Source organism: Pseudomonas fragi, from assembly GCF_900105835.1.
GTDB classification, from domain to species: domain Bacteria; phylum Pseudomonadota; class Gammaproteobacteria; order Pseudomonadales; family Pseudomonadaceae; genus Aquipseudomonas; species Aquipseudomonas fragi.
Window position 1 is genome coordinate 4,433,198 of the sequence record NZ_LT629783.1, and the last position, 16,419, is coordinate 4,449,616.

Genomic DNA, 16,419 nt, shown 5'->3' on the forward strand with positions numbered 1-16,419 from the left:
AGCAAGCCCGCTCCCACAGCTCATGGGTTTTTAACCCGCTACCAGCACCCGAATGGCTTCCAGGCGCAGGGCAGCTTTTTCAAGCATGGCCAGGCTTTGTTCGCGCTGCTTGCGCAAGGCAATCAGTTCGCTGTCACGCACGCTCGGGTTGACGGCCTGCAGGGCGGTCAAGCGGGCCAGTTCTTCTTCGGTGTCGGCTGCCAGGCGGCGCTGGGCTTCGGCCACGCGCTCGGCGTGACGTGGCGCAATCTTGGCTTCACCGGCGTTGATCTTCGGCGTCAGTTGGTCGCGCTGGGCCTGGACGAACTTGTTGGCGCTGGCGCGGGGTACGCTTTCCAGCTGCTCGTTCAGGGTGTCGAAGGCCACGCGGGACGACAGGTCGTTACCATTGGCATCGAGCAGGCAGCGCAGGGCGGCAGGCGGCAGGTAGCGACCCAGTTGCAGGGAGCGCGGGGCAACCACTTCACTGACGTAAATCAGTTCAAGCAGTACGGTGCCTGGCTTGAGCGCCTTGTTCTTGATCAGGGCGACGGCAGTATTGCCCATCGAACCCGACAGCACCAGGTCCATGCCGCCTTGCACCATCGGGTGTTCCCAGGTGATGAACTGCATGTCTTCGCGCGACAGCGCCTGGTCGCGATCGTAGGTGATGGTCACGCCTTCGTCGTCGCCCAGGGGGAAGCTGGCGTCGAGCATTTTTTCGCTCGGTTTGAGGATCAGCGCGTTCTCCGAATGGTCTTCGCTGTCGATGCCAAAGGCGTTGAACAGGGTTTCCATGTAGATCGGCAGGGTGAACTGATCGTCCTGCTCAAGAATCGCCTCAACCAGCGCTTCACCTTCACCCGAACCACCGGAGTTAAGCTCCAGCAGACGGTCGCGGCCAGTGTGCAGCTCTTGCTCCAGACGCTCGCGCTCAACCCGGGCTTCGTCGATCAGTGCTTGCCACTCTTGATCGTCCGCCGCTTCAAGCAACGGCAGCAGGCGCGGGCCGAACTGATGTTGCAGGGCGTTGCCGGTCGGGCAGGTGTTGAGGAACGCGTTCAGCGCTTCGTGGTACCACTGGAACAGGCGCTGTTGCGGGCTGGTCTCAAGGTACGGCACATGCAGTTCGATCACGTGCTTCTGGCCGATCCGGTCCAGACGGCCGATACGCTGTTCCAGCAAGTCCGGGTGGGCCGGCAGGTCGAACAGCACCAGGTGATGGGCAAACTGGAAGTTGCGACCTTCACTGCCGATTTCGGAACAGATCAGTACCTGGGCGCCGAATTCTTCGTCTGCGAAGTAGGCCGCAGCACGGTCGCGCTCAAGAATGTTCATGCCTTCGTGGAACACCGTCGCAGGAATACCGGAACGCACACGCAGGGCGTCTTCCAGGTCCATCGCGGTTTCAGCGTGGGCGCAGATCACCAGCACTTTGGTGCGCTTGAGCATTTTCAGGGTGTCGATCAGCCATTCGACGCGCGGGTCGAAGTTCCACCAGCGTTCTTCATCGCTGGCGTCCGGCTGGGCCTGGAAGCTGACTTCAGGGTACAGCTCGGCGTGTTCGCCCAGCGGCAGCTCAAGATATTCGGCCGGGCACGGTAGCGGGTAGGCGTGCAGCTTGCGTTCCGGGAAGCCCTGGATCGCGGCGCGGGTGTTACGGAACAGCACGCGGCCGGTGCCGTGGCGGTCAAGCAGCTCACGCACCAGGCGGGCGCTGGCCTCGGCATCGCCATCATTGACGGCGGCCAGCAGGGCATCGCCTTCGGCACCGAGGAAACCGTGGATGGTTTTGTGGGCTTCAGGGGACAGGCTGCCTTTATCCAGCAGCTCCTGTACGGCCTGGGCCACCGGGCGATAGTTTTCGCTTTCGGCGCGGAAGGCGGCCAGGTCGTGGAAACGGTTCGGATCCAGCAGGCGCAGGCGCGCAAAGTGGCTGTCCTGGCCCAGTTGTTCCGGGGTGGCAGTGAGCAGCAACACGCCGGGGATTACGCCAGCCAGTTGTTCTACCAGACCGTACTCGGGGCTGACGTTGTCTTCGTGCCACACCAGGTGGTGCGCTTCGTCGACCACCAGCAGGTCCCAGTCGGCATCAAACAGCGCGGCCTGGGCCTTGGGATCGTCCACCAGCCATTCCAGGGCAACCAGCGCCAGCTGGCAGTCTTCGAACGGGTTGCTGGCGTCGCTTTCGATAAAGCGCTCTTCGTCGAACAGCGCCACTTCCAGGTTGAAGCGGCGACGCATCTCGACCAGCCATTGGTGCTGCAGGTTTTCCGGGACTACGATCAATACACGGTTGGCGCGGCCACTGAGCAACTGGCGGTGAATCACCAGGCCTGCTTCGATGGTTTTACCCAGGCCCACTTCGTCGGCCAGCAAAACCCGTGGGGCGATACGGTCAGCGACTTCACGGGCAATGTGCAATTGGTGCGCGATAGGCTGCGCACGCACGCCACCCAGGCCCCACAGCGGCGATTGCAGCTGACGGCTGGTGTGTTCGAGGGTGTGGTAGCGCAGCGAGAACCAGGACAGCGGGTCGATTTGCCCGGCAAACAGGCGGTCACTGGCCAGACGGAACTGGATAAAGTTCGACAGTTGGGTTTCTGGCAGGGTAACGGCTTCGTTTCGCTCGTTGAGGCCGTGGTAGACCATCAGACCGTCGACGTCCTCGACTTCGCGCACGGTCATCTTCCAGCCTTCGAAGTGGATGATGGTGTCACCCGGCGAGAACCGTACACGCGTGAGCGGTGCGTTGCGCAGCGAATATTGGCGGGTTTCGCCAGTGGCCGGATAGAGCACGGTCAGCAAGCGACCGTCCTGTGCCAGAACGGTGCCCAAACCTAGCTCTGCTTCGCTGTCACTAATCCAGCGTTGCCCCGGTTGATACTGCTGCGCCATGCTGCCTGACTCCCGCTTTGAAAAAGCCGAGTATATTAACGGATCAAGGGCCTCAGTCCAAAGGACTCTCACAAAAAGCTGTGCGGTTTGCCAGGATCCCAACGCAGTTATCGACCAGTGGCCAGTGACCACTGGCTGGCACCGACAGTCTGCCGACAGGAGAACAATAACGATGCTGCCGTCCATTTTGCCGCTTGGCGTTGTCCCTGTGACCTCAGGGCAGGACCCGGTTCGCCCGCGACCGGACATCCCTCCTGTTGCGTCTACGCAGGCCACTTCCAGCGAGAGTGCGATTGACCTCAAACACAGCGATGCCGATCAGGCCACGTTGTTATTGCGCGAAGAGCAGCAGCGCCAGCACGATAAGCGCCGTCGTGAGGCTCTGGAGCAGGGCGATGAGGCAGCGTCGGGCAGTGATGACATTGCGCCAGACAAGCCCCAGGTTGATGCCACGCAGCGCCAGGGTGTGTGGGTCGATATCAAGGTCTAGGTGGTTTTTTCTGGTCAGGGCCGGATGTGCGTCGCATTATTGGCGTACTGAAACATACTGATAGTGGTCTGATTTGCTTATGAGCCAAGACACCAAGCTGGTTGACCTGGGCGCCGAGCGCGCCAAACGGGTACATGACCTCAATGAAAAACGCCTGAACGAAGTGCGCAAGGCATTCGAACAGGCAATGCCGTTGGCAAAAGCGGCGAAAAAGCCGAAGAAAAAACCGAAAAAGCGCTGAACTGCCGCGTTTTCGATGACCTGCGTCAACTAATCCCCTCAACTGCGAACTGGCCGTGGATCACTATTGATCCCGGTCAAGTTGTGCGCCTGCGCCAGTGGTTAATCTAGCTTCAACAGACAAACAAACAGAGCGCAGGAGGCCGTCATGTTTCTCGATAATGTGGTTATCGCCGGAGTACTAACGGTCGGCCTTATGGTGTTGTTCTTCGCTGGTCTGGGCATTTTTATCTGGAAAGACTCGCAGAAGCGCAAATAGCGCTAGGTCTTTTTATGGCATGAGCACGCAAGGCATTTTGGGCGACTTCGGTCGCCTATTTTTTTGCCTGTGAAAAACGAGTGTTACGCAAATGCTGTGGGAGCGGGCTTGCTCGCGATGCGGGCGGCGCGATCTGTCAGGTACTTTGAGTCGATGCCATCGCGGGCAAGCCCGCTCCCACAATTTTTTGCATATAAGCTGCGGGCATAAAAAAAGGTACGACCCGCGAGGGTCGTACCTTCTTTTTTGCAGCGCAGTTATCAGGCAAGCACTTTGGAAGCCAGCCAGAACAGCGTCGCAGACAGTGCGATGGTGGCCGGCAAGGTCAGCACCCACGCCATCAGGATGGTCTTGATCGTACCGCCCTGCAGGCCGCTCTTGTTGGCGACCATGGTGCCCGCCACGCCCGACGACAGAATGTGCGTCGTCGATACCGGCAGGGAGAACACGTTGGCCATGCCGATGGCAAAGGCTGTGGTGATCTGTGCGGCCATGCCCTGGGCATAAGTCATGCCCTGCTTGCCGATCTTCTCGCCGATGGTTTTAACCACTCGCTTCCAGCCCACCATGGTGCCCAGGCCCAGGGCCAGGGCAACCGCCAGAATTACCCAGAACGGGGCGTATTCGGTGGTAGCTGTCAGGTCTTTGCGCAGTTTTTCGAGGTCCGCTTTTTCGCGGGAATCAAGCACTGGCAATTTGCTGACTTTCTTTGCCGTGTCGTCCAGGCACAGCAGGTAGCGACGGATCTCGATACGCTTTTCAGCCGGGATCGAGTGGTAGTCCGCCACGCCCTTGAGCGAGCTCAGCAGGGCTGCGATGGTCGGTTCGGTCTGCTGCGGGTTGCAGCTGAACTGATCCGGCAGGTCGCCTTTGACGCTTTTGCCCAGGGCCAGGAACTCGGTCAGCGAGGCGTTGTTGCGCTCGTAGAACTGGCTCAGGTGCAGGGTGGCGTCACGGGTACGCTCGATCTGATAAGTGGTGCTGTTCAGATCCAGAACGAACGCGCTTGGCACGATGCCGATCAAGACCAGCATGATCAGGCCAATGCCTTTCTGGCCATCGTTGGAACCGTGCACAAAGCTGACCGCCATGGCCGAGATCACCAGAACCAGACGGTTCCAGAACGGCGGATGCTTCTTGTCATCCAGCTTGCGGCGCTGCTCGGGGGTCTTGTGCATCTTGGACCCCGGGCGCCACCACTTCAGGCCGACCAGCACCAGGCCCGCAACCACGAAACCGGCGATTGGCGAGAACACCAGCGAGGCACCGATATCGATAGCCTTCTGCCAGTTCACCCCGTCACTGACCGGGATGCCGCTGATCAGGGCATTGGCCAGGCCCACGCCCAGGATCGAACCGATCAGGGTGTGCGAGCTTGACGCCGGAATGCCGAAGTACCAGGTGCCGAGGTTCCAGGTGATGGCGGCTGCAAGCAACGAGAACACCATGGCCAGGCCATGTCCGGTGTTGACATTGACCAGCAGCTCTACCGGCAGCAGGTGAACGATGGCATAAGCCACGCCGACCCCGCCCAGCAGAACGCCGAGGAAGTTGAACACACCGGAAAAGAACACCGCCAGGTGAGGCGGCATGGCTTTGGTGTAGATGACAGTCGCTACCGCGTTTGCGGTGTCATGAAAGCCGTTGATGAACTCAAACGCGAGAACAAAGGCTAGGGCGAAGAAGAGGCTGATAAGAACCCAGGCGTCCAATCCGCTTAATAGATCGATCATGAAGGTTTTCTGACACGGTCATAAAGGGGGGCGGATTATGCCAGAAAACCCCGCTAATCAATGCACTAGCTGCCCGTTGGTAACATCTATAAATGAAAAAACCTGTAAGAATCCTCCGCTAGCTAGCGTAGGGAATCCCCTTCAAGCCACTGATAGCAAAGGCTATAGGGCTTTTTCAGGGGCGCACGCAGGCCGTGGCGCAGGTCTGATTTGGATAGATGAAATTTCTTAAATCAGAGGGCGCAACGGTGCAGCTTCAGGTTCAGGCATAGCAAACAGCCATATCGGCTAATGCAAATGGCGAGCACGCAAGGGGCCGCAGGGGCAGTGCTGGCAGATTTTCAGGTGCAGGTCAGGGCTCTTCGGCCTTGAGCTCTTTTTCGATCTTCTGGATTTCTTGAGTGAACGCCTGGTCGAGCAAACTGGCCCGTTTGCGCCAGGGTTTGCGCCCGGGTTCGGGTTTGGCAGCGTAGGTGGTCACTTCACCACCGTAAACATCCTTGAATCGTTGTTCCTGTCGCTCAAGTTCTGCGCGCAGTTCGTCTTTTGTCACTGTCTTACCTAATTGAGTTGAGTTTGAACCGGGTGAATCACCGTGCGTGGAGGTTGATTCATTTGACGAATGACAGGCAATAAGACAAAGGCCTACAACTAACGTCATGCTTACATACACCACACAATGCACTCGGCCACGTCATGGATACAAACATGGACGTCGCCGTTTCAAGTGTCCACCCCCGGGGTAAACAACACGCGATGCACTTGCCGGGCAAGCTGCGAGTGCTCATTGAACGCAACACCATGGTTGGATCCAATCTGCTGCACAGGCTTGACCTTGTGCTCTCAATAACTTGGGCATTCTCAATAGTCGAGAAGTGCAGCTACTATCGCCGAATAACTTCACACGCGTCAACTTCCTGATGTGTGATCTGTTATGAATAATGGTGAATTAGCCTGCGCCTTGCCCCGGGCAATTGCACCCACTGAGTCTATTAGTGCTGCCCCTTCGGTTATTGATCCTCAAGTTATTTAAGGCTGAAGCTGAACTTGGCCTGAATACATATAAAACAGACGTTTTCTATCATTTATCGCAGGCGTCTGATTGTAATAAACCCCAAGTGAAAGAATTGTCACCCAACTAGAATGATTCAAGATCGTACAAAAGCATGTGCACATCGCCCGGTGCGCGACGCATTGCGATTATCGGCCAGCAGTTCGATAATCGGCCGACAAGGCATAACTATAAATAGCTGAAGCTGGGGGTTGGGAATGAATGATCGATTGCACAATGCCGTTGCCAGTATCGCGCCACCGATTGTGGCGTCGCCGGCCAAGCGCATTCAGGCGTTTACCGGTGATCCTGACTTTATGTCCTCGCTGGCCCGGGGCCTGGCGGTGGTGCAGGCGTTTCAGGAGCGCAAGCGGCATCTGACCATCGCACAGATCAGCCATCGCACCGAAATCCCCCGGGCAGCCGTTCGACGCTGTTTGTACACCCTGATCAAATTGGGTTATGCGACCACTGACGGGCGTACCTATTCGCTGCTGCCCAAAGTACTGACCCTGGGCCATGCCTACCTCTCATCCACGCCGCTGGCGGTCTCGGCCCAGCCCTATCTGGACCGCATGAGCGAGCAATTGCACGAGGCGTGCAACATGGCCACCCTCGAAGGCGATGACATTCTTTATATCGCCCGCTCGGCCACCACCCAGCGCCTGATTTCGGTTGATCTGTCGGTCGGCGGCCGCTTGCCGGCGTATTGCACGTCAATGGGCCGCATCCTGCTGGCGGCGCTGGACGATGTGACCCTGCACGAGTATCTGGCCCACGGCGAATTCCAGGCCAAGACCAGCCGCACCTTGCACACTCCCGAGGCGTTGCTTGAATGTTTGCAGCAGGTTCGCGAGCAAGGCTGGTGTGTGGTCGATCAGGAGCTGGAACAAGGCCTGCGTTCGATTGCCGTGCCGGTCTACGACGCCTCGGGGCAAGTGCTGGCCGCCCTGAACGTCAGCACCCACGCCGGGCGGGTTACGCGCCCGGAGCTGGAGCAGCGTTTTTTGCCGATCATGCTTAACGCCAGCCGCGAGCTGAGCACCCAGCTGTTTAGTTGATGAGGGAAAACTAAGCGTTCGATAAACGCACAGTTAAGCGTTTATCGAATTGCATGGCGGCAGTGGGCTGATTAATGTCGCCTCAGCGCCGCCTTGCAAGTCCGCTCAAGCGTCCTTGCCGGGCAGGCCAAATAATAATGAGAAGAGGCAACATGCCATGACTGTTCCCCTGACGCTGCCATTGCGCAGCCGCCCACCGACTTTCTGATCCCCCGATAGCTATTAATGTGAGCCGCTGGCCCCCGGCCGGTTTTCGTTCGCCCTGGTTTTTTACCCGGTATAAAAATAATGAATTCACCCCAGTCTTCTGTCGGCAACTGCCTCGATGTGCAGGCCTTTATCAATGCCCAACCCCTGTCGCGTTACCAATGGCGGGTGGTGATCCTGTGTTTTCTGATTGTCTTCCTCGATGGTCTGGACACAGCGGCAATGGGCTTTATCGCGCCTGCCCTGTCCCAGGACTGGGGGATTGACCGCGCCAGCCTGGGCCCGGTGATGAGCGCCGCGCTGATCGGCATGGTGTTTGGCGCCCTGGGCTCCGGGCCATTGGCGGATCGCTTTGGTCGCAAAGTGGTGCTGGTGTCGGCTGTGGTGGTGTTTGGCGGCTTCAGCCTGGCCTCGGCCTACGCCAGCAACGTCGATCAGTTGCTGGTACTGCGCTTTTTGACCGGGTTGGGGCTGGGCGCCGGCATGCCCAATGCCACCACCTTGCTCTCGGAATACACCCCCGAGCGCCACAAGTCGTTGCTGGTGACCAGCATGTTTTGCGGCTTCAACCTTGGCATGGCGGGCGGCGGGTTTGTCTCGGCCAAGTTGATCCCGATGTTCGGCTGGCACAGCCTGTTGCTGATTGGCGGGGTACTGCCGCTGATACTTGCCGTGGTGTTGCTGTTCTGGTTGCCGGAGTCGGCGCGCTACCTGGTGGTGCGCAACCGCAGCGTCGAACGTATCCGCAAGACCCTGGCCCCGATCGACCCTGCACAGGTGGCCCGGGCGTCGAGCTTCAGCGTGCCGGAGCAGAAAACCGTGAAGGCGCGCAACGTGTTTGCGGTGATCTTTTCCGGTACCTACAGCACCGGCACCCTGTTGCTCTGGCTCACCTACTTTATGGGGCTGGTGATTGTTTACCTGTTGACCAGCTGGCTGCCGACGCTGATGCGTGACAGCGGCGCGAGCATGGAGCAGGCGGCGTTTATCGGTGCCTTGTTCCAGTTCGGCGGGGTACTGAGTGCGGTAGGGGTGGGCTGGGCAATGGACCGGTTCAATCCGCACAAGGTGATCGGCATTTTCTACCTGCTGGCCGGGGTGTTTGCCTACGCAGTGGGCCAGAGCCTGGGCAATATCACCGTGCTAGCCACCCTGGTGCTGGTGGCGGGTATGTGTGTCAACGGGGCGCAATCGGCCATGCCGTCACTGGCGGCACGCTTTTACCCCACTCAGGGGCGTGCCACCGGTGTGTCGTGGATGCTCGGCATCGGCCGCTTCGGCGCCATTCTGGGGGCCTGGATGGGCGCAACCCTGCTCGGCCTGGGCTGGAACTTCGAGCAAGTGCTGACCGCGCTGGTGATTCCGGCCGCCCTGGCGACTGCTGCTGTGTTGATCAAAGGCATGGTCAGCCATGCCGATGCAACCTGATAGGCAGCAGGCTAACTATGTGTTCGATTAACGAACACATAGTCGATTATCGGATTGTTTGGGCCAAAGCTGCGGCTTAATCTGCTGAACATCCGGTGCCGCTCTGGCGCACCTTCTTCAACCGCAGTGGCCTACAAGAAACGGGAGCTACCCCAGATGGCAGACATCATTTCGTTACACGACGCGGTGAAACAATTTGTGAGCGATGGTGACACCGTTGCTCTTGAAGGTTTCACTCACCTGATTCCGACTGCAGCGGGTCATGAAATCATCCGCCAGGGCAAGAAAGACCTGACCCTGGTGCGGATGACGCCTGACCTGGTTTATGACCAGTTGATCGGTGCCGGTTGTGCGCGCAAATTGATTTTCTCCTGGGGCGGCAATCCGGGCGTGGGCTCCCTGCACCGTCTGCGCGATGCCGTGGAAAAACAGTGGCCGCAAGCGCTGGAAATTGAAGAACACAGCCACGCCGACCTGGCCAATGCCTACGTTGCGGGTGCTTCGGGCCTGCCGTTTGCCGTACTGCGTGCCTACGCAGGGTCTGATTTGCCCAAGGTCAACCCGCTGATCAAGACCGTCACTTGCCCCTTTACTGGCGAAGTACTGGCCGCAGTGCCGGCGGTGCGCCCGGATGTCACGGTGATTCACGCGCAAAAGGCCGACCGCAAGGGCAACGTGCTGCTGTGGGGCATCCTGGGGGTGCAGAAAGAAGCGGCCCTGGCGGCCAAGCGCTGCATCGTCACCGTTGAAGAAATCGTCGACGACCTGCAAGCGCCCATGAATGCCTGCGTACTGCCAACCTGGGCCTTGAGCGCAGTGTGTCATGTGCCGGGTGGGGCGCATCCTTCCTACGCTCATGGTTATACCGAGCGCGATAACCGCTTCTATCAAGCGTGGGACCCGATTGCCCGCGACCGTGAGACCTTTACTGCCTGGATCAATGAATACATCCACGGCACTGCGAATTTCAGTGAGTTCCAGGCCAAGCTGGCCCGCGCTTCGGAGGCTAAATAATGACCTACACCACCAATGAAATGATGACCGTTGCGGCGGCCCGCCGTTTGAAAAACGGTTCGGTGTGTTTTGTCGGCATTGGCTTACCTTCCAAGGCGGCCAACCTGGCGCGTCTGACCTCGTCTCCGGATGTGGTGCTGATCTACGAGTCCGGCCCGATTGGGGCCAAGCCTGATGTGCTGCCGCTGTCGATTGGCGACGGTGAACTGGCCGAAACGGCTGACACCGTGGTCTCCACCAGTGAAATCTTCCGTTACTGGCTGCAGGGCGGCCGGGTCGATGTCGGCTTTCTGGGCGCCGCCCAGGTCGACCGCTTCGGCAATATCAACACCACGGTCGTGGGTGATTATCACCAGCCCAAAGTGCGTCTGCCAGGGGCGGGTGGGGCGCCGGAGATCGCCGGTTCCGCAAAAAGCGTGCTGATTATCCTCAAGCAGTCGGCCCGTTCATTTGTCGACAAACTGGACTTCATTACCTCGGTGGGCCACGGCGAGGGCGGCGACTCACGCAAACGTCTGGGGCTGCCGGGTGCGGGGCCGGTGGGCATCATTACCGACCTGTGTACGATGGAACCTGAAGAACAGACCAACGAATTTGTAGTCACCGCACTGCACCCGGGCGTGACCCGTGAGCAGGTCATTGCTGCCACCGGCTGGGCCATTCGCTTCGCCGATAACGTGCAAGAAACCGCCGCCCCGACTGACGTCGAACTCGGCGCCTTGCGTGACCTGGAAGCGCGCACTGCGCTGGCACACGGTCAGGCTCCGGGAGAAGCATGATGCGTGACGTCTATATCTGCGACGCGATTCGTACCCCCATCGGCCGTTTTGGCGGTGGCCTGGCCGCCGTTCGTGCTGACGATCTGGCTGCCGCGCCAATCAAGGCGCTGATCGAACGCAACCCGGGAGTGAACTGGAACGAAGTCGACGAAGTGTTTTTCGGTTGCGCCAACCAGGCCGGTGAAGACAACCGCAACGTGGCACGCATGGCCGCGCTGCTGGCGGGGCTGCCGGACACCATTCCCGGCGTGACCCTAAACCGCCTGTGTGCCTCGGGCATGGACGCCATCGGCACGGCGTTCCGCGCCATTGCCAGCGGCGAGATGGAACTGGCGATTGCCGGTGGCGTCGAGTCCATGTCCCGTGCGCCGTTTGTGATGGGCAAGGCCGATGCGGCGTTCTCGCGCAATATGAAGCTGGAAGACACCACCATTGGCTGGCGCTTTATCAACCCGCTGATGAAAGCCCAATACGGTGTCGACCCGATGCCGCAAACGGCAGACAACGTGGCGGACGATTACAAAATTTCCCGCGCCGATCAGGACGCTTTCGCCTTGCGCAGCCAGCAACGGACTGCTGCTGCCCAGGCCGCAGGCTACTTTGCCGAAGAAATCGTGCCGGTGCGTATCGCCCATAAGAAAGGCGAGACCGTGGTTGAACAGGATGAACACCCGCGTGCCGACACCAGCCTGGAAACCCTGGGCAAGCTCAAGCCGGTCAACGGCCCGGACAAAACCGTCACTGCTGGCAATGCGTCAGGGGTGAATGACGGCGCCGCAGCGATGATCCTGGCCTCGGCCGAGGCGGTCAAACGTCATGGCCTGACTGCCCGCGGCCGTGTACTGGGCATGGCCAGCGCCGGTGTGGCACCGCGAGTGATGGGTATCGGCCCTGTGCCGGCGGTGCGCAAACTGGTGGAGCGCCTGGGTTTGGCCGTGAGCGATTTTGACGTGATCGAACTCAACGAAGCCTTCGCCAGCCAGGGTCTGGCGGTTATGCGCGAGCTGGGGCTGGCAGATGACGCGCCGCAGGTGAACCCCAATGGCGGGGCCATTGCCCTGGGCCATCCACTGGGCATGAGCGGCGCACGTATCGTCATGACGGCTTTGCATCAGCTGGAAAAAACCGGCGGCAAGAAAGGTCTGGCAACCATGTGCGTAGGCGTTGGGCAAGGTCTGGCATTGGCTATCGAACGGGTCTGATAGAGCTACAGTTAAAGCTGAACGACTGCTGCCTCAGTCGTTCGGCTTATTGCGGTTGCGGCGTTACATGTTGCAAGGTGTGTCTGATTGCAACTAAAACCTGATGAGTAAATAAAGATGACAACAGCAACTCACTACACGGGAGAGGAACGCAAAAAAAGGATTTTTGCGATTGTCGGTGCGTCCTCCGGCAACCTGGTCGAATGGTTCGACTTCTACGTTTACGCCTTCTGTGCAATCTACTTTGCACCGGCGTTTTTCCCTTCCGATGACCCGACCGTGCAGTTGCTGAACACTGCCGGGGTCTTTGCTGCCGGCTTTTTGATGCGCCCCATCGGTGGCTGGCTGTTTGGCCGGGTAGCCGACAAGCACGGGCGAAAGAATTCCATGATGATCTCGGTGCTGATGATGTGCGCCGGCTCACTGGTGATTGCCTTTTTGCCGACCTACGCCTCGATTGGCGCCTGGGCTCCCGCCTTGCTATTGATGGCGCGCCTGTTTCAGGGCCTGTCAGTGGGTGGCGAATACGGCACCACAGCGACCTATATGAGTGAAGTGGCACTCAAGGGCCAGCGCGGCTTCTTTGCCTCCTTCCAGTATGTGACGCTGATCGGCGGGCAACTGCTGGCGGTGCTGGTGGTGGTGATCCTTCAACAGTTCCTGTCAGAAGATGAACTGCGGGCCTGGGGCTGGCGCATCCCCTTTGTGATCGGTGCCATTGCGGCGCTGATTTCGTTGTTGCTGCGTCGCACCCTGAAAGAAACCACCAGCGCCGAAACCCGTCAGGACAAGGACGCCGGCAGTGTGAGGGCGTTGTTTCGTGACCATAAAGCGGCGTTTATTACCGTGCTGGGTTACACCGCAGGCGGCTCGCTGATTTTCTACACCTTTACCACCTATATGCAGAAATACCTGGTGAACACCGCCGGTATGCACGCCAAGACGGCCAGTTACATCATGACCGGCGCGCTGTTCCTTTATATGTGCATGCAGCCGTTGTTCGGCATGCTGGCGGACAAGATCGGCCGGCGTAACAACATGCTCTGGTTTGGCGCGCTGGGTACGCTGTGTACGGTGCCGATCCTGCTGACCCTGAAAACCATCAGCAGTCCGTTCCTGGCCTTTGTCCTGATTACCCTGGCGCTGGCGATTGTCAGCTTCTACACCTCGATCAGCGGCCTGGTCAAAGCCGAGATGTTCCCGCCCCAGGTGCGGGCGCTGGGTGTGGGCCTGGCCTATGCCGTGGCCAACGCGATCTTTGGTGGCTCGGCGGAATACGTGGCACTGGGGCTTAAATCGATGGGCATGGAAAACAGCTTCTACTGGTATGTGACGGTGATGATGGCCATCGCGTTCCTGTTCAGCTTCCGTCTGCCCAAGCAGCCCAAGTACCTGCACCACGATTTGTGATGTTGCCGCGCGCGCCAGTGGCGCGTGCCTTCCAAGGAAGTTTTATGAGTGATCTGCTGTTCGATGCGTACTTTACGGCCGAGGCCATGGGGCAAGTGTTTTGCGATCATGGCCGGGTACAGGCCATGCTCGACGTCGAAGCGGCACTGGCCCGGGCGCAAGCCCGGGTCGGGGTGATTCCTCACTCTGCGCTTGCCCCGATTGCAGCGGCGTGTCGCGCAGAACTCTACGATTTCGAAGCGCTGGGCATGGCGATCGCCAGTGCCGGCAACTCTGCGATCCCGTTGGTCAAGGCGCTGGGCAAGCAGATTGCCAGCAGCGCCCCCGAAGCTGAGCGCTATGTGCATTTGGGTGCCACCAGCCAGGATGTGATGGACAGCGGTCTGGTCCTGCAATTGCGCGCCGCCCTGGGGTTGATCGAGCGTGACATGACGCAGCTGGCGGATGTGCTCGCCGCGCAGGCCCAGCGCTATGCCACGACGCCTTTGGCCGGGCGCACCTGGCTGCAGCAGGCTACTCCGGTGACCTTGGGCATGAAAATCGCCAGCTGGCTGGGGGCCGTGACCCGTAGCCGCCAGCGTCTGCACGAGCTCAAACCGCGTTTACTGTGCCTGCAGTTTGGCGGTGCTTCCGGCACCCTGGCCGCCCTTGGCGATCAGGCCATGCCGGTGGCACAGGCACTGGCTGATGAACTGGGCCTGGGCCTGCCTGAGCAGCCCTGGCATACCCAGCGTGATCGTCTGGTGGAATTTGCCGCAGTTCTGGGCTTGATCGCCGGTGGCCTGGGCAAGATTGGCCGGGATATCAGCCTGCTGATGCAGACCGAGGCGGCGGAAGTATTCGAGCCGTCGGCGCCGGGCAAGGGCGGCTCCTCGACCATGCCGCACAAGCGCAATCCGGTGGGTTCGGCGGTATTGATCAGCGCCGCGACGCGAGTACCGGGGTTGCTGAGCATTCTGTTCAGTGCCATGCCCCAGGAACACGAACGCAGCCTGGGCTTGTGGCATGCCGAATGGGAAACCCTGCCCGAGATTTGCTGTGTGGTGTCCGGTGCGCTGGTTCAGGCATTGAATATCGCCCGTGGCCTGGAAGTGGACGCCGCACGCATGGCGCGCAACCTCGACCTGACCCACGGCCTGGTGCTGGCTGAAGCGGTGAGCATTGTGCTGGCGCAGCGGGTAGGGCGCGAGACTGCGCACCATTTGCTGGAGCAGTGCTGTAAACGCGCGGTAGCCGAACAGCGCCATTTGCGTGCCGTGCTGGGCGATGAGCCGCAGATCACCGCGCACTTGAGTGCGCACGAGCTGGATCGTCTGCTTGATCCGGCCCATTACCTTGGTCAGGCGACGACGTGGGTGGAGCGCGCGCGGGCCGAACATTTTGCGTTGGTCCTCTAAAGGAGAAGCTCGTGGGACGTGTACAACTTGCTGAAGGTGAACTCAACTACCGCCTGGATGGCCCGCAAGGCGCGCCGGTACTGGTGTTGTCCAACTCGCTGGGCACCGATCTGGGGATGTGGGACACCCAGGTGGCGGCGTTCGCCGAGCATTTTCAGGTGCTGCGTTATGACACCCGCGGGCATGGCCAGTCGCTGGTCACCGAGGGGCCGTACAGCATTGAGCAACTGGGTGGCGACGTACTGGCGCTGCTCGATGCACTGCATATAGAACGGGCGCATTTTTGCGGGCTATCGATGGGTGGGCTGATTGGCCAGTGGCTGGGTATCCATGCCGGTTCGCGGCTGCACAAGCTGGTGGTGTGCAACACCGCCGCCAAAATTGGCGAGCCTGCGATATGGAACCCGCGCATCGAGATGGTCCTGCGTGACGGTGCTGCGGCGATGGCCGGGTTGCGCGACGCCTCCATTGCCCGCTGGTTTACCCCTGATTTTGCCCAGGCCAATCCTGACCAGGCCAAGCGGATTACCGACATGCTTGCCGCGACTTCGCCGCAAGGGTACGCCGCCAACTGTGCTGCCGTGCGTGATGCGGATTTTCGCGACCAGTTGGGTTCCATAGAGGTGCCCACGCTGGTGATTGCGGGTACTGAAGATGCCGTCACGCCGCCTGCGGGCAGCCACTTTATCCAGGAACATGTGCGTGGCGCGCAGTACGCCGAGTTTTACGCCGCGCACCTGTCCAACGTGCAGGCAGGCGATGCCTTCAGCCAGCGCGTAGTGCAATTCCTGTTAACGGCCTGAGGATTTTTTGTGGACGAGAAACAACGATACGACGAAGGCATGCAGGTACGCCGTGCGGTACTGGGTGATGCCCATGTCGACCGCAGCCTCAATGCCCTGACCGAGTTCAACAGTGAGTTCCAGGAAATGATCACCCGCCACGCCTGGGGTGATATCTGGACCCGCCCGGGTTTGCCGCGCCATACCCGCAGCCTGATTACCATCGCGATGCTGATTGGCATGAACCGCAATGAAGAACTCAAACTGCACCTGCGCGCTGCGGCCAACAATGGCGTGAGCCGGGCCGAGATCAAGGAAGTGATCATGCAAAGTGCCATTTACTGTGGTATCCCGGCGGCCAATGCGACTTTTCACCTGGCTGAATCGGTGTGGGATGAGTTGGGGGTTGAATCGCGGGAGTGAGGGGCCTCACCCCAGCCGTTTCCCGGAGGGAGAGGGAGCTGACCGAGTCGATTCCGGATTCACCTT

Annotated in this window: 15 protein-coding genes; 12 read left to right on the plus strand and 3 right to left on the minus strand. The window is 59.8% G+C overall.

The features are described 5' to 3' along the window. Positions 1 to 30: 30 nt before the first annotated feature. Positions 31 to 2,877, minus strand: a complete 2,847-nt coding sequence (rapA, locus tag BLU25_RS20380) for an RNA polymerase-associated protein RapA (RefSeq protein WP_083369804.1) — start codon at positions 2,875 to 2,877, stop codon at positions 31 to 33. 172 nt (positions 2,878 to 3,049) lie between these two features. Here rapA and BLU25_RS20385 point away from each other — a divergent pair, with 172 nt between their 5' ends. The 3 genes from BLU25_RS20385 to ccoM all read left to right on the plus strand — a co-directional run bounded on the left by BLU25_RS20385 (position 3,050) and on the right by ccoM (position 3,866). Continuing rightward, positions 3,050 to 3,367: a hypothetical protein gene (locus BLU25_RS20385; RefSeq protein WP_016779742.1), complete on the plus strand. Its 318-nt coding sequence runs from the start codon at positions 3,050 to 3,052 to the stop codon at positions 3,365 to 3,367. A gap of 79 nt (positions 3,368 to 3,446) precedes the next feature. After that, positions 3,447 to 3,608 (plus strand): hypothetical protein, encoded by a 162-nt coding sequence (locus BLU25_RS23615; RefSeq protein WP_016779743.1) that lies wholly within the window; start codon positions 3,447 to 3,449, stop codon positions 3,606 to 3,608. Between the two features lie 147 nt (positions 3,609 to 3,755). Further along, positions 3,756 to 3,866 carry a cytochrome c oxidase subunit CcoM gene (ccoM, locus tag BLU25_RS23900; RefSeq protein ID WP_016779744.1) on the plus strand — a complete coding sequence of 37 codons (111 nt, stop codon included), beginning with the start codon at positions 3,756 to 3,758 and terminating at the stop codon, positions 3,864 to 3,866. 260 nt (positions 3,867 to 4,126) lie between these two features. On the opposite strand, the gene BLU25_RS20390 is transcribed toward ccoM, so the two are convergent. Continuing rightward, positions 4,127 to 5,599, minus strand: coding sequence for an inorganic phosphate transporter (locus tag BLU25_RS20390; protein ID WP_083369805.1), 1,473 nt, complete (start codon positions 5,597 to 5,599; stop codon positions 4,127 to 4,129). Positions 5,600 to 5,951: 352 nt separating this feature from the next. Beyond that, complete coding sequence (locus BLU25_RS20395; RefSeq protein WP_016779746.1) at positions 5,952 to 6,152, minus strand: hypothetical protein; 201 nt, start codon at positions 6,150 to 6,152, stop codon at positions 5,952 to 5,954. Positions 6,153 to 6,868: 716 nt separating this feature from the next. Here BLU25_RS20395 and pcaR point away from each other — a divergent pair. The 9 genes from pcaR (at position 6,869) to pcaC (ending at position 16,353) form a co-directional block, all read left to right on the plus strand. Beyond that, positions 6,869 to 7,711 (plus strand): pca regulon transcriptional regulator PcaR, encoded by an 843-nt coding sequence (gene pcaR, locus BLU25_RS20400; RefSeq protein ID WP_029611276.1) that lies wholly within the window; start codon positions 6,869 to 6,871, stop codon positions 7,709 to 7,711. Positions 7,712 to 7,999: 288 nt separating this feature from the next. Further along, the gene (pcaK, locus tag BLU25_RS20405) at positions 8,000 to 9,346 is read left to right on the plus strand and encodes a 4-hydroxybenzoate transporter PcaK (protein ID WP_016779748.1); all 1,347 of its coding nucleotides are present in this window, start codon (positions 8,000 to 8,002) and stop codon (positions 9,344 to 9,346) included. Between the two features lie 156 nt (positions 9,347 to 9,502). After that, a complete protein-coding gene (locus BLU25_RS20410) occupies positions 9,503 to 10,360 on the plus strand; it encodes a CoA transferase subunit A (protein WP_016779749.1) in 858 nt (285 codons plus the stop codon). After that, positions 10,357 to 11,139 carry a CoA-transferase subunit beta gene (locus BLU25_RS20415; RefSeq protein WP_169846386.1) on the plus strand — a complete coding sequence of 261 codons (783 nt, stop codon included), beginning with the start codon at positions 10,357 to 10,359 and terminating at the stop codon, positions 11,137 to 11,139. The genes BLU25_RS20410 and BLU25_RS20415 overlap by 4 nt, the downstream gene beginning before the upstream one ends. Beyond that, on the plus strand, positions 11,136 to 12,341 hold the full coding sequence (gene pcaF / locus BLU25_RS20420; RefSeq protein WP_169846300.1) for a 3-oxoadipyl-CoA thiolase: 1,206 nt from the start codon (positions 11,136 to 11,138) through the stop codon (positions 12,339 to 12,341). Before BLU25_RS20415 ends, pcaF begins: the two co-directional genes overlap by 4 nt. 117 nt (positions 12,342 to 12,458) lie before the next feature. Further along, on the plus strand, positions 12,459 to 13,751 hold the full coding sequence (locus BLU25_RS20425; RefSeq protein ID WP_016779752.1) for an MFS family transporter: 1,293 nt from the start codon (positions 12,459 to 12,461) through the stop codon (positions 13,749 to 13,751). Positions 13,752 to 13,795: 44 nt separating this feature from the next. Further along, entirely contained in the window at positions 13,796 to 15,148 is a 1,353-nt protein-coding gene (locus BLU25_RS20430; protein WP_016779753.1) for a 3-carboxy-cis,cis-muconate cycloisomerase, read from the plus strand. A gap of 11 nt (positions 15,149 to 15,159) precedes the next feature. Then, positions 15,160 to 15,951, plus strand: a complete 792-nt coding sequence (gene pcaD, locus BLU25_RS20435; RefSeq protein ID WP_016779754.1) for a 3-oxoadipate enol-lactonase — start codon at positions 15,160 to 15,162, stop codon at positions 15,949 to 15,951. A gap of 9 nt (positions 15,952 to 15,960) precedes the next feature. After that, positions 15,961 to 16,353, plus strand: a complete 393-nt coding sequence (gene pcaC, locus BLU25_RS20440; protein ID WP_016779755.1) for a 4-carboxymuconolactone decarboxylase — start codon at positions 15,961 to 15,963, stop codon at positions 16,351 to 16,353. Positions 16,354 to 16,419: the final 66 nt, after the last annotated feature.